Here is a 19,765-nt window from a genome sequence, read left to right on the forward strand (position 1 = left end):
ATACAGGCATCGACTGTTGCGGCATTCCCCTCCCGTCCGAGTTTCCGCGTTCTACCCATTCAGTGGAGTGTGACCGGGACTCCCCCCGGGACGGAAGCGGAGTTACCGTCGAAGTACACGTCCGATTCGGACCCTTGGGGGCCGTGATGGTCGAGGCATTGGTGGCGACGGCGGTGGCCGTCGGATCCGCCGGCATCGTGTACGTGATGGCGGCGGCCCGGGTCGTCAAGCAGTACGAACGCGGTGTGGTCTTCCGGCTGGGCAAACTCAGGGGGTCGGTGCGGGGCCCGGGATTCACCCTGATCCTTCCGTTCGCCGACCGTCTCCACAAGGTGAACATGCAGATTGTGACGATGCCGGTCCCGGCACAGGACGGGATCACCCGGGACAACGTCACGGTCCGGGTGGACGCGGTGATCTACTTCAAGGTGGTCGACCCGGCGGACGCCGTCATCCAGGTCGAGGACTACCGTTTCGCGGTCTCCCAGATGGCCCAGACCTCGCTGCGTTCGATCATCGGCAAGAGCGACCTCGACGATCTGCTCTCCAACCGCGAGAAGCTGAACCAGGGGCTTGAGCTGATGATCGACAGCCCGGCGATGGGGTGGGGCGTGCAGATCGACCGGGTGGAGATCAAGGATGTCTCGCTGCCGGAGACGATGAAGCGCTCGATGGCCCGTCAGGCCGAGGCGGACCGGGAGCGCCGGGCCCGGGTGATCAACGCGGACGCGGAGCTCCAGGCGTCGAAGAAGCTGGCCGAGGCGGCCGGGGTGATGGCGCAGGAGCCCGCCGCCCTCCAACTCAGGCTGCTCCAGACGGTGGTGGCGGTGGCGGCCGAGAAGAACTCGACGCTGGTCCTGCCGTTCCCGGTGGAGCTGCTGCGCTTCCTGGAACGGGCGACGCCGCAGACATCGGACCCGGCGGCGGGGGGCCCTGGGGCGGGTGCGTCCGTCGCGGGTGGGCCCGGGCCGGAGGCGCCCGGAGGAGAAGCGCCCGGGGCGGAGGCTTCCGGGGCGGGTGCGCCCGTCGCGGGTGGGCCCGGGCCGGAGGCGCCCGGCCCGGACGTGCCGGTCCGCGCCCCCTCCGAGTCCGGCCGGGAGGGTCTCCCGGCGGACCCGCCGCCGATCGCGCTGTGAGCGCCGGTCGCGCTCACGCGGCCGTGGCCGCGCTCACGGGGTCGCCGGGCCGTGCGGGGGTTCGGCCGCCGGGCCGTGGCCGCGTCCGGGTTCGGCCGTCGACCCCCCGGTACGGGGTCCGGCCGTCGGCCCGGTACGGGGTCCGGCCGTAGGCCCTGTGCCCACGTCCAGCGGGTCGCCCCCCGCGTCCTCGTCCCTCCTGCGTACCCCCGCCATGACCAGGGTGACCACGGCCCCGCCCACCGCCCAGGCGGAGAGGACCAGGAGCGGGCCGGTGACCGCGTTGCCCCGGAAATACGCGATGGAGCGCGCCGCCCAGGTACCGGCGCCCGGGGGCAGCGCCGGGCCGATCGCCTTCCAGAACGGTGGCAGCAGCGGATACGGGTAGGCGCCGCCCGCGCTCGGGTTGCCCAGGACCACCACGACCAGGATGGCGAGGCCGATGCCGATGATCCCGGCCAGGCCCTGGAAGGCCAGGGTGGTGGCGCCGACCGCGAACACGACCAGCGCTCCCAGCCCCGCCAGGCCCGGATAGCTGCCCGGCAGCGCGCCGAGTACCGGCCCGATGATCAGTGCGCCGAGCAGCCCGGCGGCGATCGAGTACACCGCGAGGGCGGCGAGGCGGATCACCGCCCGCTGGAGGTTGGCGGGCCGGGCGCCGTGGCTGATCGCCAGGATCGCGGCGCACAGATAGCCGCCCACGCACCAGCCGACGACCAGGTAGAACGAGGACAGGCCCCGGGCGTCCTGCCGGTCGGCCGGGGCGACGTCGACCACCTTCACGGTCCGGTGCTCGGCCTTCTCCACCGAGGTGACGACCAGCTCGACGGCCTGGGAGAGGGAGGCCCCGCCGCCGCCCGCGACGAGCAGGGTGTCGGTGGTGGACCTCGGGTCGACGATCAGCGCGCCGTCGAGGTCGCGGTCGCGCAGCTTCCGGGTGGCGGCGGCCGCGTCCTCGACCGCGCGGGCGTCCAGCGCGCCACCGGGGAGGGCGTTCAGCCGCCCCACGGTCGTCTCGCTGACCTCGGCGGGCGCGACCACCCCGAACCGGACGTCCTTCGGTCTGGGGTTGTGGAAGGCCCCGGCGTAGGACGCGATGAACGCGACCATCAGCCCGAGCACTCCGATGACCAGCAGCGCGGCCCGCACGGTGACGGCGCTCTTCACCTCGTCGACGAACGTCATGCCCTCACGCTCCGGGGCCCGGCGGGGCGGCGCAGTCGGGGTTGGGCCGAATGGCTGACCCCGCGCCGGCCCCGGCGGCCCCGGCGCGCGGAGCACCCCGACCCGTATCGAACATCCGTGTCGTACGCACGTTCGAAATTGGTCTATGGTGAAAGGAGGGGGAAGTGAGAACGATCGGTCCAGGAGGTGCGGATGCCCGGCTTCACGCATCTGCGCACGGTTTCGGGTTTCTCCCTGCGGTACGGGGCCTCCCATCCGGAACGGCTCGTCGAGCGCGCCGCCGACCAGGGCATGGACGCGCTCGCCCTCACCGACCGGGACACCCTCGCCGGGGCGGTGCGCTTCGCCAAGGCGTGCGCGGCCAAGGGGGTGCGCCCGCTCTTCGGCACCGACCTCGCCGTCCCGGAACACCTCCTCGAACAGGCGAAGGGAAGCGTCCCCGGCCGGCGTCCGCGCACCCCGGTCCGCGGCGGCGCCTTCGTCGACGAGTCGGCGCCGCGCGCCACCTTCCTCGCCCGGGACGGCGCCACCGGCTGGGCGGAGCTCTGCCGGCTGATCACCGCCGCCCACACGGCCGCGGGGCCGCCCGTCCTGACCTGGTCCGCACTGCCCGCCGAAGGGCTCACCGTGCTGCTCGGGCCCGCCTCCGAGGTGGGCAGGGCACTCGCGGCCGGCCGCCCGGACCTCGCCGCACGCCTCCTGGCGCCCTGGCGCGAGCTGTACGGCGACGCCCTGCGCCTGGAGGTCGTGCACCACGGGCGCCCGGGCACCGGCCCCGGCTCGCTGCGGCTCGCCGCCCGCACCCTGGGCCTCGCCGCCGACCAGGGCGTGCCGGCCGTGCTGACCAACGCCGTACGGTACGCGGACCCGGGGCTCGGGCCGGTCGCCGACGTCCTGGACGCGGCCCGCCGGCTCGTCCCCGTCGACCCGCGCCGGGGGCTGGACAGCGGCGAGCGCTGGCTCAAGGACCCGGCCGCCATGGCCCGCGCCGCCGAGCGGGTCGCCGAGGCCGCCGGGCTGCGCCGGGACGCCGCGCACCGGCTGCTCGCCACGACCGAGGAGACCGCCGCCGCGTGCCGGGTCGACCCCGCCCGGGAGCTGGGCATCAAGACCTACAGCTACTTCCCCGAGCCCCATCTCGTCGGCGCCGCCGGCCGCACCCCGCAGCGGGTCCTCGCCTCCCGCGCCGCCGCCGGCATGGTGCTGCGCGGCTACGACCGCGACCGCGCGTACTGGGAGCGGATGCACCGGGAGCTGGACGTCATCGCCTTCCACGGCTTCGCCGCGTACTTCCTCACCGTCGCCCAAGTCGTAGACGACGTACGGGAAATGGGCATCCGGGTGGCCGCGCGCGGCTCCAGCGCCGGGTCGCTCGTCAACCACCTCCTCGGCATCGCCCACGCCGACCCCGTCGAGCACGGCCTGCTGATGGAGCGCTTCCTGTCCCACCGGCGCTATGTGCTGCCCGACATCGACATCGACGTGGAGTCCGCCCGCCGCCTCGACGTCTACCGCGCGATCATGGACCGCTTCGGCACCGAACGGGTCGCCACCGTCTCCATGCCCGAGACCTACCGGGTCCGCCACGCCGTACGCGATGTGGGCGCCGCGCTGTCGATGGACCCGGCCGAGATCGACCGGATCGCCAAGGCCTTCCCGCACATCCGGGCCCGCGACGCCCGCACCGCCATGGCCGAACTGCCGGAGCTGCGCGGGATCGCGGCGGAGCAGGGGCGGCACGGCAGGCTGTGGGATCTGGTGGAGGCGCTGGACGGGCTGCCGCGCGGAATCGCCATGCACCCGTGCGGAGTGCTGCTCTCCAACATCACCCTGCTGCGCCGCACCCCGGTGGTGGCGAGCAGCGGGGAGGGGTTCCCCATGTCCCAGTTCGACAAGGAGGACGTGGAGGACCTCGGGCTGCTCAAGCTGGACGTCCTGGGGGTGCGGATGCAGTCGGCGATGGCGCACGCGGTCGCCGAGATCGGCCGCACCACCGGCCGGAAACCGGACCTCGACGACCCGCGCCAGGTCCCGGAGGGCGACCTGCCGACCTACCGGCTCATCCGCTCCACCGAGACGCTCGGCTGCTTCCAGATTGAGTCGCCGGGCCAGCGCGATCTGATCGGACGGCTCCAGCCCTCGACCTTCCACGACCTGGTCGTGGACATCTCGCTCTTCCGGCCGGGACCGGTCGCCGCCGACATGGTCCGGCCGTTCATCGAGGCGCGCCACGGCCGGGCCCCGGTGCGCCACCCGCACGAGGACCTGGCGGACGTCCTGGGGGAGACCTACGGCGTGGTCGTCTTCCACGAGCAGATCATCAACATGCTGGCCGTCATGACCGGTTGCGACCGGGCCATGGCCGACCAGGCCCGGCGCGCCCTCTCCCACCCCGAGTCGCAGGAGGAGATCCGTCTCTGGTTCACCGCGTGCGCGGCCGAGCGCGCGTACACGCCCGAGGTCATCGACCGCACCTGGGAGATCGTCAAGTCCTTCGGCTCGTACGGCTTCTGCAAGGCGCACGCCGTCGCCTTCGCCGTGCCGACCTACCAGTCGGCCTGGCTGAAGGCCCACCACCCGGCCGCTTTCTACGCCGGGCTGCTCACCCACGACCCCGGGATGTACCCCAAGCGGCTGCTGCTCGCGGACGCGCGGCGGCGCGGGGTGCCGATCCTGCCGGTGGACGTGAACCGGTCGGCGGCCGAACATCGAGTCGAACTGGTGTCCGGTTCGCGGACCTGGGGGCTCCGCCTCGCCCTCGCGGACGTCCAGGGGATCAGCGAGGCCGAGACCGCCCGGATCGAACAGGAGCAGCCCTACTCCTCCCTGCTCGACTTCTGGCGGCGGGCCAGGCCCAGCCGCCCCGTCGCCGAGCGGCTCGCCCAGGTCGGCGCGCTCGACGCGTTCGGCGGCAACCGGCGCGACCTGCTGCTGCACCTCGCCGAACTCCACCGCGCCCAGCGGGCGGCCGGGTCCGGCGGCGGCCAGCTCCCGCTCGGCGACGGGCGGCGGACGGCCCGCGCGGGACTGCCCGACCTCGACGAGGCGGAGCGGCTCAGCGCCGAGCTGGGCGTCCTCGGCATGGACGCCTCCCGCCATCTGATGGTGGACCACGAGACGTTCCTGAAGGAGCTGGGCGTGGTCTCGGCCAAGCGGCTGCGGGACGCCGCGCACGGGGAGACCGTCCTGGTCGCGGGCGCCAAGGCGGCCACCCAGACCCCGCCCATCCGGTCCGGCCGACGGGTCGTCTTCACCACGCTGGACGACGGGACGGGCCTGGTCGACCTCGCCTTCTTCGACGACAGCCACGCCGCCTGCGCCCACACCGTCTTCCACTCCTGGCTCCTGCTGGTACGCGGAGTGGTGCAGCGGCGCGGTCCGCGCAGCCTCAGCGTGGTGGGCGCCGCCGCCTGGAACCTGGCCGAACTGGCCGAACTGCGCCGCGAGGGCGGCCTGGACGCGGTCGCCGCCCGGCTGTCGGCCCCTGCCGCTGACCGCGAGGACGCCGGCGGGGGCGCCGACGGGGACGGCGAGGGGACGCCCGGCGGGGAGAGCGACGGCGGGCGCCGCATCGAACTGCCCACCGGCTACCGGCTGAACCCCTGGGCCGACCTCCGGCCCGCCGGTGAGGGAGTCGCCGCCACCGGCCGCAAGCTGTGGCACCAGAGCCGGGGGAGCGCGGGATGATCCTCTGCGTACGGTTCCAGGTGCCGCCCGGGGACGCGGGCGCGGGCGGCGGGTGCGAGGCCGCCCTCCCCGGACTGCTCGCGATGCTCGGCGGTCTCACCCCGGTCGTCCAGGCGCTCCCGCCGGACGGCGCGCTCGTCGACGTGCGGGGCGCCGAGCGGTACTTCGGGTGGAACGCGGCCCAGCTCGCCTCCGTCATCCGGGTCAGGGCGCTCGCCCACCGCGGGGTGGACTGCACCATCGGGGCCGGGCCCAACCCCATGCTGGCCCGGATGGCCGCCCGGGGCGCCCGGCCGGGCGCGACCCTGGTGCTGCCCCCGGACGATGTGCCCCGGTTCCTGCGGGACAAGCCCGTCGCCGCGCTGGACGGGGTCGGCCCCGCGACCGCCCGTACCCTCTGCTCGTACGGACTCGACTCGATCGGCCGGGTCGCCGCCGCCCCGCTCGCCACCCTCCAGCGGATCGTCGGCGCGCGGGCCGGCCGCGAGCTCCACGAACGGGCCCTGGGCATCGACCGCACCCCCGTCGTCCCGAACGCGGCGGCCCGCTCCCTCGGCGCCGAACGCTCCTTCCCCCGCGACGAGGTGGACCGCGACCAGCAGCGCCGTGCCCTGCTCTCCCTCGCGGAGGAGCTGGGCGTCCGGCTGCGCGGCACGGAGCAGGTGTGCCGCTCCCTGACGCTCACCGTCCGGTACGCCGACCGGTCCACCACCACCCGCGGCCGCGCCCTGCGCGAGCCCACGGCCCACTCCCCGGCGCTCATCGCCTCGGCCTACGCGATCCACGAGTCGCTCGGCCTCCAGCGGGCCCGCGTCCGGAGCCTCTCCCTGCGGGCCGAGGGGCTCGCCCCCGCCCGGCAGGCCTCCCGGCAGCTGACGTTCGACCCCGTGGACGAGCGGGCCCGCCGGATCGAGGCCGTCGCCGACCGGGCCCGGGCCCGCTTCGGCCCGGCCGCGATCATGCCGGGGGCGCTGGCGCGGCCCGCTCCGGGCGCCGGCTCCGGCGGCCCCCTGGCCGACGCCGCCTGACCGCCGGTCCGGCCTTACCAGCGCAGCGCGCAGGTCGCGGCAGTTTTTACCGACGCGTAACTTCACTTCTCGGGCTACCGGTGCGTAATTTGGCGGGCGAACCGTTCTTGTGGTCCGGATCACAGGGTGCATGTCCCCGCAACTCCCTTTGAGCCGCAAGGAGTTCACTCGATGCTGCCCCCCATGCTCCGCCGCCCCCGCAAGCACGCGTTCGCCCGGCCGCTGGCGGCCCTGCTGCTCGCCGCCGCGGCCGCCCTGGTCCCGACGACCGCCGCGCACGCTCAGAGCGCCGCCCCCACCAGCGGCTGGAACGACTACTCCTGCAAGCCCTCCGCCGCCCACCCGCGCCCCGTCGTCCTGGTCCACGGAACCTTCGGGAACTCCGTCGACAACTGGCTGGCCCTCGCCCCGTACCTGGTCAACCGGGGGTACTGCGTCTTCTCCCTCGACTATGGTCAGCTTCCGGGCGTACCGCTCTTCAACGGCCTCGGCCCCATCGACAAGTCGGCCGGACAGCTCGCCGTCTTCGTGGACCGGGTGCTCGCGGCGACCGGCACCCCCAAGGCTGACCTCGTGGGCCACTCCCAGGGCGGGATGATGCCGCGCTGGTACCTGAAGTTCCTGGGCGGCGCCTCCAAGGTGAACACCCTGGTCGGCATAGCCCCCGACAACCACGGCACCACCCTGCTCGGGCTCACGGCGCTGCTGCCCTACTTCCCCGGCGCCGAGGACCTGCTCAGACTCGGCACCCCCGGCCTCGCCGACCAGGTGGCCGGGTCACCGTTCCTGACCAGGCTCAACGCGGGCGGTGACACCGTTCCCGGAGTGCGCTACACCGTCATCGCCAGCCGATACGACGAGGTCGTCACCCCGTACCGCTCGCAGTTCCTGGACGGCCCGGACGTCGACAACGTCCTCATCCAGGACAAGTGCGTCCTCGACCTCTCCGAGCACGTGGCGATGGGCCTCACCGACCGCGTCACCTACCACGAGGTCGTGAACGCCCTTGACCCCGCGCACGCCACCCCCACCACCTGCGCGTCCGTCATCGGCTGAGCCCGCGCCGACGGCGGGCGGCCAGCAGGAGGAACACGGCTCCGGCGGCCAGCGTCCCCGCGCCCCCGAGCGCGAGGTACGGGGTGGACCCGCTGCCGCCCGTCTCGGCGAGGTTCTCGGTGCGGGGCACGGCGCCGGCGGCCGGGGCCGCGGCCACACTGTCGGTGTGCGGCTGGTTGCCCGACTGCGCCGCGGCGCCTGCCGGTTCGCCCTGCCTGTCCTTACCGGCCGCCGGCCGCGCCGGGGCGCCCGCGCCGGTCCTCGCGTCGTCGTCGCCGTGGCCGTGGTGCTCCACCGTCGATTTGGCGGCGCCTGCCTCGACCTGCCGCTGGGTCGGTGCCGAGGCCGCCGGGGCCGGGGCGGAACCTCCGCGGTCCTTGCCGAACACCACGTCGGAGCAGGTGTAGAAGGCCTCGGGGCTGTCGGAGCGCTGCCAGATCGAATAGAGGAGGTGGCGCCCGGACCGGGCGGGCAGGGTGGCGTCGAAGACGTAGTCCCCGTCGCGCATCGGCGGGTTCGCCACCTTGGCGAACGGCGTGGCCTCCAGGTCCGACCACTTCAGCGGCTTGGTGGGGTCGTACCCGTCCTTGGTGAGGTACAGCTCGAAGGTGCCCTTGTGCGGGGCGGTGCCCTTGTAGCGGAAGGTGTGGCGCCCGGCGGCCAGCCTGGAGGCCGGCCAGTCGGCGCGCGCCAGGTCGAGCCCCTTGTACTTGTCGTTGCCCGCGCTGCACAGCCTGCCGTCCGGGATGATCTGTTTCGACCGGCCCGCGGCGGCGGCGATGTTGACGGCGTTCCAGTCGTAGAACGCCTGGGTGCCACTGGCGGCGACCGCCGCCTTGCAGGCGGCCGAGCGGGGGCTCTCGGGCCCCTCGGCGTAACAGGCGGAGACCCGGCTGACCGGGTCCGTCATGGAGCCGTGGGCGGCGGCCGGCCCGGCCGCGAGCCCGGTCAGCGCGAGCGGCGCCAGGGCCAGGGCGGCGGCGGTGGCAGGGCGGCGAACGGTCATGGTGATGTTCTCCTTCGGCGCGGCGCGAGGGGCGGGTGCGCAGCACGCTAGCCGCCGGATCCCGCGAACAAGGCCGCCGGGAGCGGGAGATGGCGATCTTTATGGCCGCGTTAAGGAACGACTGAGAGCCGGTTAAGAAGAGCCGCTTCCGGCCAGGGGGACGCCCGCCCGGGGACGTACCGTGGACGCGTGATCAAGACGACCGACGGCGCGGGCGGCGCCGGACACCCCGCCCCCTACGACGACATCCGCACCGCCACCCGCGCCGACGTCGCGCGCGTGCAGGAGGTCACCGACGCCGCGTACGGCCACTACGTCCAGCGCATCGGCGTGGTGCCCGCCCCGATGGAGGACGACCACGCGGCGAACGTCGCCGCCGGGCGGGTCTTCGTGACGGGCGATCCGGTCGTCGGTGTCCTCGTGCTCGTCCCGGAGGCGGACCACCTCTTCCTCGACTCCATGGCTGTGCATCCGGACGCCGCGGGATCCGGCCTCGGCCGGCGGCTCCTCGGATACGTCGAGGCGCACGCCCGCGGGCTGGGGCTGCCCGAGGTGCGGCTCTACACCAACGCCAAGATGTGGGAGAACCGCCGGATGTACCCCCGCTTCGGGTACGAGCTGGTGGAGCGGCGGGTGGACGGGCCGTACGACCGCGTCCACTACCGCAAGGCGCTTCCTCCCCGGCCCTGACCGCCGGCCGATCAGTCGATCGGTCGATCAGCCGATCGGTCGATCAGGCGATCAGGGCGGTGAACCTGCCGCGCTCGGCGAGGAGTTCGAGCTCGTCCAGGGCCTGGACAGCGCGGTCCGCCGCCTGCCGGTCGCGCTCGGCCAGCCCGCTCTCGGCGAACTCGTCCTCGTCCAGGCGGAGCACGGTCGCCCCGTCGGCGGAGACCCACAGGTCGAGGTCCAGGTCCTCGACGACCACCGTCCCCTCGCGCACCACGGCGGGCCGGGTGATGTCGCAGTACCAGCCCTTGAGCGAGGCGTCGGCGGCCCGGACCTCCTTCACCGCGTACCAGCGGTCCCGCCAGTAGTGCTCGGTGAAGACGTCGCCCGGCTCGAAGCGGACGAACCCGAAGTCGCGGACGCCGTCGGCGGCCCAGGGGGCGCGGACGGTGAGCCGCACACCGTCGTCGGACACCACCGTCGCCGGGTAGCCGATCTTCGTACGGCCGCCCTTGACCAGGGTGACGGTGAGGAGGGAGCCGGGTGCAGCCGAATTCGCGGACAAGACGTGTCTCCATGGCGCAGAGGGGTCGGTCGACGCGTCGGACGCTACGCAACGGGGCACGCCGGACGCCTCCCATTTTCGTCCCGCGTGGGGGAGGGGCAGAATCGGCCTGTGACCCTGAAGATCGCCATTGACCAGGAAGCCGCCGACGCTCCGTACGAGCAGTTGCGGGCCCAGATCGCCGAGCGGGCGCGGGCGGGGGTGCTGCCCGTGGGGTACAAGCTGCCCACCGTGCGCGGCCTCGCCGAGGAGCTCGGGCTCGCCGCCAACACGGTGGCCAAGGCCTACCGCGCGCTGGAGGCGGACGGGGTGATCGAGACGCGCGGCCGCAACGGCACGTTCGTCGCGGCGGCGGGCGACGCGGCCGAGCGCCGGGCCGCGGCGGCGGCCCTGGCGTACGCGCAGGAGGCCCGGCGCCTGGGCCTCGGCCGCGAGGCGGCGCGGGCGGCGGTGGCGGACGCGGTGCGGGCGGTGTACGGGGACTGACGCGCGCGGTCACGGGCCGCGGGCGGGGCATCGGCAGCCGGACTCCGCAAGCCGCGGGCGGCGCAGGGGGGTGAGACGCGCGTCTCTCCCCCTCCCGGGTCTCCGCAAGTGCAGCCCGAGGCTAGGCGCGCGCGTCCCCCGGGTCTCCGCAAGTGCAGCCCGAGGCTGAGGCGCGCGCGTCCCCCGAGTCTCCGCAAGTGCAGCCCGAGGTCGAGGCGCGCGCTTCCCCCCGGCCTCTGCGAGCTCGGCCCGGCCCGCCCCACGGCCCGGCCGCCCCACGCCCGGCCCGCCCCTGCGCGTACCGCCCCCTCCTACAAGTACAGCCCCGCGTCCGCGCCCTCCCTGGGGTCCGGGACGCTCGGCGGCGCCGTGCCGCGGCGCAGGGCGAACAGCTCCGCCAGCGTCGCGCCCTCGCGGCCGACGCCCTCCTCCGTGCCCAGCCAGGTGACCGCCTCGCGCCGGGTCATCGGGCCCACTTCGATCCGGGCCAGACACCGGCCGGGGCGCACGACCGCGGGATGCAGGCGCTCCAGGTCCTCGTTGGTGGTGACGCCGACCAGGACGTTGCGGCCCTGGCCCAGCAGACCGTCCGTCAGGTTCAGCAGACGCGAGAGGGCCTGCCCCGCCGTGTGCTTGGCCTCGCCCCGGATCAGTTCGTCGCAGTCCTCCAGCAGCAGCAGCCGCCAGCGGCCCTTCGCCGAGCCGTCGTCCTCGCCGATCGCGATGTCCATGAGGTAGCCGACGTCGTTGAAGAGGCGCTCGGGGTCCAGGACGCAGTCCACCTGGCACCAGTCGCGCCAGGAGCGGGCGAGGGTGCGCAGCGCCGACGTCTTGCCGGTGCCCGGCGGGCCGTGGAGCAGCAGCAGCCGGCCCGCGATGTCGTCGGGGGTCACCTTCATCAGGCGGTCCATCGCCTCGGCCACCGGCGCCGTGTAGTTGGGGCGGACCTCCTCCCAGGTCCCGGCCGCGATCTGACGGGTGGTGCGGTGCGGGCCGCGGCGCGGTGAGACGTACCAGAAGCCCATGGTCACGTTCTCCGGGACCGGCTCCGGCTCGTCCTCCGCGCCCTCGGTGGCCTGCTTGAGCACTCTTTCGGCGAGCTCCTCGCTGGTCGCCGTCACCGTGACGTCCGCGCCCCGGTTCCAGCGGGAGACGAGCAGCGTCCAGCCCTCGCCCTCGGCGAGCGTGGCACTGCGGTCGTCGTCGCGCGCCGCGCGCAGCACGGTCGCTCCCGGCGGCAGCAGCCCCGCGCCCTTCTTGACACGGTCGATGGAGGAGCTGTGCGAGAAGGGCTGCTCGCCCGTGGCGAACCGGCCGAGGAACAGCGCGTCGACGACATCGGAGGGGGAGTCGCTGTCGTCCACGTTCAGCCGGATCGGCAGCGTTGCTTCAGGGTTCGCGGACATGGCTTCCATGATCCGGCAACCCGCCTTGCGGCGCACGGTCTTTTGTCACTCCCGGAAAGGCCCCCGGGGCAAGGGGTGTGCAGGCAAGTTCCGTGCGGGCGAGGTCAATTGACGGGAACGCATGGTCAGGGTTTCCCCCGGAGGAGCGGATTTCTGAAAGTTCTTGGCATGTCCACTTCCGGTGATCCCTACTCGCTGGTACCACATCTGTGGCGGATATCCCGCACTAGGAGGCCCCCACATGAAGCTCTCCCGTATGACGGCCCATGTGTCGTCGATCTTCCTGACCGCCGCCTTCGCCCTCACCGGGGCGGGCGTGGCCAGTGCCGCGACCCACGCCCAGGCCGCGGGCACGGACTACGTGGCGCTCGGCGACTCCTACTCCTCGGGAGTGGGAACCGGTACGTACGACAGCTCCAGTGGTTCCTGCAAGCGCTCGCCCAAGGCCTACCCGTCCCTGTGGGCGGCGTCCCACGCCCCCGCCTCGTTCGCCTTCACCGCCTGTTCCGGCGCGACCACCGACGATGTGAAGGCGGGTCAGCTCGGCCCGCTCACCTCCGCCACCGACCTCGTCTCGATCACCATCGGCGGCAATGACGCGGGCTTCTCCGACGTCATGACCACCTGCGTCCTGAACTCGCAGTCCACCTGCCTCAACCGCATCAACCAGGCGCGCACCTACGCCGACACCGTCCTGCCCGCGAAACTCGACTCCGTCTACGACGCGATCAGAGCGAAGGCCCCCAACGCCCACGTCGTCGTCATCGGCTACCCGCACTTCTACAAGATCGGCGGCAGCTGCTTCCTCGGGCTCAGCGACACCTCGCGCGCGGCCATCAACAGCGCCGCGGACGAGCTGAACACGGTCACCGCCAAGCGCGCGGCCGACCACGGCTACAGCTTCGCCTCGGTCGTCCCGGCCTTCACCAACCACGAGATCTGCTCCAGCAGCTCCTGGCTGAACAGCCTCGTCTGGACCAACATCGGCGAGTCCTACCACCCCACCGCCGCCGGTCAGTCCGGTGGCTACCTGCCCACCTTCGCCAACGCGGCCTGATCCCCGTCCGTCGTCACCGCGTCCGGCGGGCGGAGTGAGCCGTCGTCCGCCGGACGCGTGGAAGAAGCAGAAGAAGCAGAAGAAGTAGAAGAAGAAGCAGAAGAAGCAGAGGAAGCGGAAGCGGACGACGAGGAGGAGGCTCCGCCCGTCGGGGTCTCCTCCTCGCACGTCACCGCGTACGCCACGGAATTGGACGCCGCCTCGACCGGCGAGCGCACCTCGAACCGCACCGCGTTGCGCTTGGTCCCGGCCGTCCCGTCCCCCGACTCGACGTGCCGCAGCTGCCTGGTCCGCGCCTCGCCGGACGCGAAGCCCAGCGTCTTCCAGCCCGGGTCGGACGACTCCCCGTCCGCCGTCACCCAGCGGTACTGGACCTCCACCGGCGTACGGCCCACGGTGACGGTGGCGACCACCGCCGGGGCCGCCTCGTCCGGCGGCGGGCACCGCCCCTCGTAACTTCCGCGCACGGCCCGCAAGGAGACCTTCACGGACTGCGCGGGCGTCGCCGAACCGCTCGGGCTCGGGCTCGGGCCGGGACCCGTGCTGCTCGGGGCGGCCGTGGTGGCGCTGTGGCTCGTGGCGGCGGTGCCGCTGTGCGGCGCGGAGTGCGACGCCGGGCCCGGCGCGGACGTCGTGGCCGTGCTCTTCCCGGCCTCCGCGTCGCCCCCACTGTGCACCAGCGCCCACACCAGGGCGCCGAGCGCGAGCAGCAGGACGAGCACGCCGGCCACCAGCAGGACCCCCGCCCCGCCGCGACCGGGCCGGTCCTCCTCGGCCGCCGGGACGTACGCCCCCGGCGCCACCCGGGTCGGCGGCGTCGGGTCCGCGCCCGGCATCCCCCGGGCGACGGTCGGCTCTTCGTATGGTCCGGGGTAGGGCGGCGGGATGTCCCGCACCTCGCCCCCCGCGCCCACCACCCGCAACTGCCGCTCGGCCTCCTCCGGCGACAGACGCTCGGCGGGGTCCTTGCGCAGCAGCCCCGCGATCACCGGCGCGAGTGCCCCCGCCCGGCGCGGCGGCGGCAGCTCCTCGTCCACCACGGCCCGCAGCGTGGAGAGCGGGGTGGACTGGCGGAAGGGCGAGCTGCCCTCGACCGCCGCGTACAGCAGCACACCCAGCGACCACAGGTCCGAGGCGGGTCCGGGGGTGCGGCCCAGCGCCTGTTCGGGGGAGAGGAATTCGGGTGAGCCGATCACCTCACCGGTCATCGTGAGCGTGGACGTGCCCGCCACCATGGCGATGCCGAAGTCGGTGAGGACCACCCGGCCGTCGTTGGCGAGCAGCACGTTGGCGGGCTTGACGTCGCGGTGCAGCACCCCGGCCTCGTGCGCCGCGCGCAGCGCCGCGACGACCTCGGCGCCGACGTGCCCGGCGCGCTGCGGGGTGAGCGGGCCGTCCGCCTCCAGCACCTCGGAGAGCGAGAGCCCGCGGACGAGCTCCATCACGATCCAGGGGCGGCCCTCGTGGGTCGCCACGTCGTAGACCGTCACCACGTTGCGGTGCGATATCCGGGCCGCCGCCCACGCCTCACGTTCGAGGCGCGCGTACATCCGTTGTTCGTCGGGGGAATCGAGCCCGGCCGGCGCCCGTACCTCCTTGACCGCGACCTCGCGTCCCAGCACCTCGTCGCGCGCCCGCCACACCTCGCCCATGCCGCCGCGGCCGAGCGGGGAGAGCAGACGGTAGCGTCCTTGGATCACGCGTTGTTCGCTGCCCGGCACTTCGCTCACTGGCGGGGCCTCCTTGGCGACGGGACGACCACAACACGACCAACTACCGCGAATCCTTTCCACGTTAGCTCAGGTCACGCCGGTGGCGGCCCCCTCGGACGCGTTGTCCAACTCGCCCTGGAATCAGGCATATTCAGAGAGTAATCAGGGTCGTCTGTCAACCCCTCCCCGGGAGAGGTGAATCCCACCACCGGGATACACGAGTGTGACGCGGGGGCGATAGGGTTACCCTGCCCGGGGCCGGGTGCCCTCGTATGGGTGGGGAGTGACATGGAACAGATAACAGTGCGCAGCAGGGCGCGAGTACCTGCCATCACCTGCGGGAGCAGTGCGACCAGCTCGCGCCTCGACCGCCATCTCTCGGTGCTGGGCGGTCCCGCCGTCCCGCTGCGGGAGTCGGCCGAGGCGACCTTGCTGATGCGTGAGCTGACCTCGCGTGACGTCGCGCACAGCCGGAGGAGCAAGAGCGCCCGCGTTTCGCTCTTCGCCCCGCTGCGGCGCCTTCGCCGCTCGCTCTTCGGCAGCCGCGGCTGAAGTCCACGACAGCCCACGATCAGTGACTTCCCGAGAATCCGGCACCCCGGGAAACCGGATTCCCGAGAACCCATGACTTTCTGATCCATGTTCAGGCGATCACGCCGTCCCGGCGCAGCGCTGCTGTCAGCTCCTCTGTCATCCCCAGGGCTCGCAGCAGCGCTTCGGTGTGCTCGCCCAGCGCCGGCACCGCCCCCATCCTCGGCTCGGGGCCGCCCGGCAGACCGACCGGCGGCAGCAGCGCGCGCAGCGGCCCCACCGGCGAGTCCACCTCCCGCCAGCGCTTCCGCGCCGCGAGCTGCGGATGCGCGGCGACCTGGGCGACCGTGTTGAGCCGGGCGCAGGCGATGCCCGCCGCCTCCAGCCGCGCCACCGCCTCGGAGGCCGTCATCGCGGCGAGCGCGTCCCCGACCACCTGGTCGGTCCGCGCCCGGTGCGCGGTCCGCGCGGTATTGGTCGCGTACGCCGGATCCTCGGCCAACTCCGGTCGCTCCAGGACCTGGACGGCCAGTCTGCGCCATTCCCGGTCGTTCTGTACGGAGAGCAGCACCTGGCCGTCGGTCGTCGCGTAGGCGTTGTACGGGGCGATGACGGCGTGCGCGACCCCGGTGCGCGCCGGTTCCGTCCCTCCGTGCATCACATGGTGCAGCGGATGGCCCAGCCACTCCGCCAGCGCCTCCAGCATCGAGATCTCCACGGGCCCGCCCCGGCCGGTCGTGCCCCGGCGCAGCAGCGCCGCGAGGACGCCCGAGTACGCGTACATGGCGGCCGCGATGTCGGCGGCCGGGATGCCAGCCTTCACGGGCTGCTCCGGCGTCCCCGTCACCGAGACGAGCCCGGCCTCGCACTGGACGAGCATGTCGTACGCCCGCTTGTGCGCGTACGGGCCGTCGGCGCCGTACCCCGATATGTCGACCGCGACCAGGCGCGGGTGCGCCGCGCACAGCGTGGCCGCGTCCAGGCCCATCCTGGCGGCCGCCCCGTGCGCCAGGTTCTGCACGAACACGTCGGCCCCGGCGATCAGCCGCCGCAGGGCGTCCAGCCCGCGCGGGTCCTTCAGATCGAGGGCGATCGACTCCTTGCCCCGGTTGCACCAGACGAAGTGCGAGGCGAGGCCGCGGGCGGCGGTGTCGTAGTGCCGGGCGAAGTCGCCGCCGTCGGGCCGCTCGACCTTGATGACCCGGGCGCCGAGGTCGGCGAGCTGGCGGGTGGCGAAGGGGGCGGCGACGGCCTGCTCCACGGCGACGACGGTGATGCCGTCGAGCGGGAGGGGCTGGGACTGCGGAGTGCTCATGGGAGCCGTGCTTATCGTGTACGGGGCACTTTTGTCACGGACGGCACGTCGGCGGCTCTCCTCAGAGGAGCGTCAGCTGCCCGTCCGGGCCCTCCTCCGGATGGTCGAGTACGGAGGCGGGGCGGCGGGCCGACGGCGGTACGGGCAGGACGCGCGCCTCGACGAGCCTCTCGCGGGCGAGGCGGGGACCCTCGGCCAGCTCCCGCAGATCCGGGCGCACTTCGTCGAGCAGGGCCAGGACGGTGATGAGCTCAAGGAGGTCGGAGGTCCACTCCTGCGGCCAGGACGCGGGCCGTACGGCCTCCAGGGTGCCCGGCTCGCCGCTCCGCGCGCGCTGCTCGAACCACGCCTCCAGGACGCGCACCCCACTCACCTCGAACTCCCAGGCGCCCCGGGGCACCGGCGAGACGCGGCCCTCGCCGAGGTACAGGCTCTCGTCCTCCGGGTCGTAGCGCAGGGCGTCGGGGCGGGGCGGGATCGCGGCCCGCACGTACGGCCGCCGGCCGCCGGGCAGCCGGGGCTTGTCACCGCCGCGCGCCCCGCGCACGGTCAGCTCCGTGATCCGGTGCCCCAGCTCCACCCCGCGCGCCCAGCGGGCGGGATCGGCGGTGAGCGGCACGACGCACCCGGCGGGGGAGGGCCGGGCGGCGGCCACGACCCAGGCGAACAGGTCCTCGGGGGCGACCTCCTGCCCGTACTCCTTGCCGAGCAGGGCGAGCAGGCCCGGCGTGATGTTGGGCTCGGCGGCGCCCGGGCGGCGGTACAGGGGGCGGATGCGGCCCGGGCGGCCGGCCAGGGGGTGGCCGTCGGGGAGCAGGGCGGAGACGGTGAGGGCCGGGCCGGTGGACTTCGGCGGGCACCCCTGCTCCACGGCGAACAGCTGCCGCTCGTCGGCGACGCGCCACAGCTCCGGGCGGGCGGCGTCCAGGAGGCGGTGATCGGGTATCAGCCACTGCTGGTCGAAGGGGCCGTGGGTGAAGCGGACGGGGGCCGGGCAGGGGCCGGATTCCTGGGCGAGGGGGGCGGTGCCGGGGTGGCCCGGGGAGGGGAGGGCGGGGACGCGGGTGTGGAGGGTGCGGGTACGGGTGGGGCGGAAGAGGTGTTCGCGGGTGGAGGGGTCTGCGTGGACGAGGGTGGTCCAGCGGGTTCTGAGCGTGCGGGGGTCCGGGGCGGTGGGCCAGGGGCGGCCCGGGCGCAGGGGGGCCACGGACCAGGGCATCAGGTCGTCGAGCGGCTGCGGATCGTCACTCACGGGGGCCCATGCTAGGGGGGTGGCGGGGGGTTTTGGCCCCTCCCCGCCCCTTCCCCAAACCCTCCGGGGGCGAGCGCGCCGCAAGCCGACTTCCCCGAGGCCTGCGCCCGGGCCCCCTGGCGTCCCCCCCCCGGCGGGGTCTGCGCCCCCGACCCCCCGGCGGGGCCTGCGCCCTCGAACCCCACCCGACGGGGCCTGCGCCCTCGAACTCCACCCGACGGGGCCTGCGGCCCCTGCGGCCCCTGCGCCCCGCTGCGGGGCTGCGCCCCGAACCCTTCTTTCGTCTGCGGACCGTGCTGGGTTGCTCGCGCAGTTCCCCGCGCCCCTGAGGGGGATGCCCGCAGCCGGAATGCTCACCTCAGCCACAGGCCTTCAGGGGCGCGGGGAACTGCGCGCTCAGCCACCCACAACCCGCAGACAAAGCCCGGGCCCTGAAGGGGCGCGGGGAACTGCGCGAGCAACCGACCGCCGGTCCGCAGCCGAGGTCCGGGCCTTGAAGGGGCGCGGGGAACGGCGCGAGCAACCGACCGCCGGGCCGCAGACAAAGATCGGGCCTTGAAGGGGCGCGGGGAACGGCGCGAGCAACTGACCGCCGGTCCGCAGCCGAGGTCCGGGCCTTGAAGGGGCGCGGGGAACTGCGCGAGCGACCCTCCACCGGGCCGCAGACAAAGACCGGGCACAACAGGGGCGCGGGGAACTGCGCGTCCTACCGCGACGCCTCCACCGTCACCGAGAACGAGAAGCGGTCCCCCCGGTACCGGATCCGGGCCACATCCACCACCCGCCCCGCCGCGTCGTACGACACCCCCGTGTAGTGCAGGATCGGGGACAGCAGCGGCACCTCCAGCAGCTCCGCCGTCAGAGGATCCGCCAGCCTCGCCTCCACCGTGTCGGTGATCCGGCTGATCCTGACCCCGACCGAGTCCCGCAGCACCTTCGTCATCGGCCACCGTTCGAGCTCGCGGACGTCGATCCCGGCCGCCAGCTCCGGACGGACCGCGTTCTCCGCCCAGTTCGTGGGCTCGCCGCTGTCGCCGTCGCGGCGCAGACGGCGGTAGGTGACGACCGAGTCGCAGTCGGGGAAGTACTCCGCGAGCTCCCCCGGCACCGGCTCCGTCCCGTGCCCCAGCACCGTCGTCGGCTCGCCCGACTGCTGCGCCACGATCGCGTCGATCGAGCCGAGCAGCCGCACCGGCGCCCCGCGCCGCGCGGCGGGCTCGATGAACGTGCCGCGCCGCCGGTGCCGGGTGATCAGCCCCTCCTCCTCCAGCTCCTTCAGCGCCTGCCGCATGGTCAGCACGCTCACGCCGTAGTGCGCGGCCAGCCGCTCCTCGGTGGGCAGTCGCAGCGAGGCTTCGGGGGTGCGGCCCAGTATCGACGCGCGCAGGGACTGCGAGACCTGGTACCACAGCGGGAGCTTGCGGTTCAGGACCAGCGAGTCCGGAGCGAAGGAGGACGCCGGGTGCGGTGCGGGGGTCGAGGAGGTCACGGGCATTCCGTATCAGTCTCCGGGGCGAGGCGGAAGGTGCGGCTCAGGATCCGGCGGCGGAGCACCGGATACACCGGACACACCGGACGTGCCGGACAACACGCCGCACGCGCCGGACGCGCCGGGCGTGCCGAGCAACACACCTGACGCGCCGCACACCCCGGCCGCGCCGGGACGGCCGAGCC

General features: G+C 73.9%; 16 protein-coding genes. 8 read left to right on the top strand and 8 right to left on the bottom strand.

The features are described 5' to 3' along the window. Nucleotides 1-146: 146 nt before the first annotated feature. A complete protein-coding gene (locus ABZ404_RS31805; protein ID WP_358833136.1) occupies nucleotides 147-1,136 on the top strand; it encodes a slipin family protein in 990 nt (329 codons plus the stop codon). 33 nt (nucleotides 1,137-1,169) lie between these two features. On the opposite strand, the gene ABZ404_RS31810 is transcribed toward ABZ404_RS31805, so the two are convergent. Beyond that, nucleotides 1,170-2,321 carry a DUF3533 domain-containing protein gene (locus tag ABZ404_RS31810; RefSeq protein WP_358833127.1) on the bottom strand — a complete coding sequence of 384 codons (1,152 nt, stop codon included), beginning with the start codon at nucleotides 2,319-2,321 and terminating at the stop codon, nucleotides 1,170-1,172. 192 nt (nucleotides 2,322-2,513) lie between these two features. Here ABZ404_RS31810 and ABZ404_RS31815 point away from each other — a divergent pair, with 192 nt between their 5' ends. The 3 genes from ABZ404_RS31815 to ABZ404_RS31825 all read left to right on the top strand — a co-directional run bounded on the left by ABZ404_RS31815 (nucleotide 2,514) and on the right by ABZ404_RS31825 (nucleotide 8,092). Next, complete coding sequence (locus ABZ404_RS31815; protein WP_358833128.1) at nucleotides 2,514-6,008, top strand: DNA polymerase III subunit alpha; 3,495 nt, start codon at nucleotides 2,514-2,516, stop codon at nucleotides 6,006-6,008. Next, on the top strand, nucleotides 6,005-7,036 hold the full coding sequence (locus ABZ404_RS31820) for a hypothetical protein (protein ID WP_358991156.1): 1,032 nt from the start codon (nucleotides 6,005-6,007) through the stop codon (nucleotides 7,034-7,036). Before ABZ404_RS31815 ends, ABZ404_RS31820 begins: the two co-directional genes overlap by 4 nt. A 171-nt stretch (nucleotides 7,037-7,207) precedes the next feature. Then, nucleotides 7,208-8,092, top strand: a complete 885-nt coding sequence (locus tag ABZ404_RS31825) for an alpha/beta fold hydrolase (protein ID WP_358833130.1) — start codon at nucleotides 7,208-7,210, stop codon at nucleotides 8,090-8,092. On the opposite strand, the gene ABZ404_RS31830 is transcribed toward ABZ404_RS31825, so the two are convergent. Continuing rightward, nucleotides 8,082-9,098 (bottom strand): lytic polysaccharide monooxygenase, encoded by a 1,017-nt coding sequence (locus ABZ404_RS31830; RefSeq protein ID WP_358833131.1) that lies wholly within the window; start codon nucleotides 9,096-9,098, stop codon nucleotides 8,082-8,084. The genes ABZ404_RS31825 and ABZ404_RS31830 overlap by 11 nt on opposite strands. A gap of 189 nt (nucleotides 9,099-9,287) precedes the next feature. Between ABZ404_RS31830 and ABZ404_RS31835 the strand changes: the two genes are divergently transcribed. Then, complete coding sequence (locus ABZ404_RS31835; protein ID WP_358833132.1) at nucleotides 9,288-9,788, top strand: GNAT family N-acetyltransferase; 501 nt, start codon at nucleotides 9,288-9,290, stop codon at nucleotides 9,786-9,788. A 43-nt stretch (nucleotides 9,789-9,831) separates the two neighbouring features. Here the strand turns inward: ABZ404_RS31835 and ABZ404_RS31840 are convergent, their stop codons facing one another. After that, nucleotides 9,832-10,332, bottom strand: coding sequence for a DUF402 domain-containing protein (locus ABZ404_RS31840; RefSeq protein WP_358833133.1), 501 nt, complete (start codon nucleotides 10,330-10,332; stop codon nucleotides 9,832-9,834). A 111-nt stretch (nucleotides 10,333-10,443) separates the two neighbouring features. Here ABZ404_RS31840 and ABZ404_RS31845 point away from each other — a divergent pair, with 111 nt between their 5' ends. Further along, nucleotides 10,444-10,818, top strand: coding sequence for a GntR family transcriptional regulator (locus ABZ404_RS31845; RefSeq protein WP_358833134.1), 375 nt, complete (start codon nucleotides 10,444-10,446; stop codon nucleotides 10,816-10,818). Nucleotides 10,819-11,129: 311 nt separating this feature from the next. On the opposite strand, the gene ABZ404_RS31850 is transcribed toward ABZ404_RS31845, so the two are convergent. Then, nucleotides 11,130-12,224, bottom strand: coding sequence for a DUF5925 domain-containing protein (locus ABZ404_RS31850; RefSeq protein WP_358837636.1), 1,095 nt, complete (start codon nucleotides 12,222-12,224; stop codon nucleotides 11,130-11,132). A gap of 241 nt (nucleotides 12,225-12,465) precedes the next feature. Between ABZ404_RS31850 and ABZ404_RS31855 the strand changes: the two genes are divergently transcribed. Further along, on the top strand, nucleotides 12,466-13,281 hold the full coding sequence (locus tag ABZ404_RS31855; protein WP_358837637.1) for an SGNH/GDSL hydrolase family protein: 816 nt from the start codon (nucleotides 12,466-12,468) through the stop codon (nucleotides 13,279-13,281). Here the strand turns inward: ABZ404_RS31855 and ABZ404_RS31860 are convergent. After that, the gene (locus ABZ404_RS31860; protein ID WP_358991159.1) at nucleotides 13,251-15,011 is read right to left on the bottom strand and encodes a serine/threonine-protein kinase; all 1,761 of its coding nucleotides are present in this window, start codon (nucleotides 15,009-15,011) and stop codon (nucleotides 13,251-13,253) included. The two genes, ABZ404_RS31855 and ABZ404_RS31860, sit on opposite strands and share 31 nt — an antisense overlap. Nucleotides 15,012-15,281: 270 nt before the next feature. Here ABZ404_RS31860 and ABZ404_RS31865 point away from each other — a divergent pair, with 270 nt between their 5' ends. Beyond that, nucleotides 15,282-15,545, top strand: coding sequence for a hypothetical protein (locus ABZ404_RS31865; protein WP_358837533.1), 264 nt, complete (start codon nucleotides 15,282-15,284; stop codon nucleotides 15,543-15,545). 91 nt (nucleotides 15,546-15,636) lie between these two features. Here the strand turns inward: ABZ404_RS31865 and ABZ404_RS31870 are convergent, their stop codons facing one another. The 3 genes from ABZ404_RS31870 to ABZ404_RS31880 form a co-directional block, all read right to left on the bottom strand. Further along, nucleotides 15,637-16,839, bottom strand: a complete 1,203-nt coding sequence (locus ABZ404_RS31870) for a CaiB/BaiF CoA-transferase family protein (protein ID WP_358837534.1) — start codon at nucleotides 16,837-16,839, stop codon at nucleotides 15,637-15,639. Between the two features lie 61 nt (nucleotides 16,840-16,900). Beyond that, the gene (locus tag ABZ404_RS31875; protein ID WP_358837535.1) at nucleotides 16,901-18,058 is read right to left on the bottom strand and encodes a type ISP restriction/modification enzyme; all 1,158 of its coding nucleotides are present in this window, start codon (nucleotides 18,056-18,058) and stop codon (nucleotides 16,901-16,903) included. Between the two features lie 739 nt (nucleotides 18,059-18,797). Further along, on the bottom strand, nucleotides 18,798-19,580 hold the full coding sequence (locus tag ABZ404_RS31880) for a GntR family transcriptional regulator (protein ID WP_358836754.1): 783 nt from the start codon (nucleotides 19,578-19,580) through the stop codon (nucleotides 18,798-18,800). Nucleotides 19,581-19,765: the final 185 nt, after the last annotated feature.

The organism is Streptomyces sp. NPDC005878 (genome assembly GCF_040629815.1).
GTDB lineage: Bacteria > Actinomycetota > Actinomycetes > Streptomycetales > Streptomycetaceae > Streptomyces.

Bases quoted from the DNA above. Each gene is read 5' to 3' on its own strand.
- ABZ404_RS31805 (WP_358833136.1), top strand. From the start codon at position 147: ATGGTCGAGGCATTGGTGGCGACGGCGGTGGCCGTCGGATCCGCCGGC.
- ABZ404_RS31810 (WP_358833127.1), bottom strand. From the start codon at position 2,321: ATGACGTTCGTCGACGAGGTGAAGAGCGCCGTCACCGTGCGGGCCGCG.
- ABZ404_RS31815 (WP_358833128.1), top strand. From the start codon at position 2,514: ATGCCCGGCTTCACGCATCTGCGCACGGTTTCGGGTTTCTCCCTGCGG.
- ABZ404_RS31820 (WP_358991156.1), top strand. From the start codon at position 6,005: ATGATCCTCTGCGTACGGTTCCAGGTGCCGCCCGGGGACGCGGGCGCG.
- ABZ404_RS31825 (WP_358833130.1), top strand. From the start codon at position 7,208: ATGCTGCCCCCCATGCTCCGCCGCCCCCGCAAGCACGCGTTCGCCCGG.
- ABZ404_RS31830 (WP_358833131.1), bottom strand. From the start codon at position 9,098: ATGACCGTTCGCCGCCCTGCCACCGCCGCCGCCCTGGCCCTGGCGCCG.
- ABZ404_RS31850 (WP_358837636.1), bottom strand. From the start codon at position 12,224: ATGTCCGCGAACCCTGAAGCAACGCTGCCGATCCGGCTGAACGTGGAC.
- ABZ404_RS31855 (WP_358837637.1), top strand. From the start codon at position 12,466: ATGAAGCTCTCCCGTATGACGGCCCATGTGTCGTCGATCTTCCTGACC.
- ABZ404_RS31865 (WP_358837533.1), top strand. From the start codon at position 15,282: ATGGAACAGATAACAGTGCGCAGCAGGGCGCGAGTACCTGCCATCACC.
- ABZ404_RS31870 (WP_358837534.1), bottom strand. From the start codon at position 16,839: ATGAGCACTCCGCAGTCCCAGCCCCTCCCGCTCGACGGCATCACCGTC.
- ABZ404_RS31875 (WP_358837535.1), bottom strand. From the start codon at position 18,058: ATGCCCTGGTCCGTGGCCCCCCTGCGCCCGGGCCGCCCCTGGCCCACC.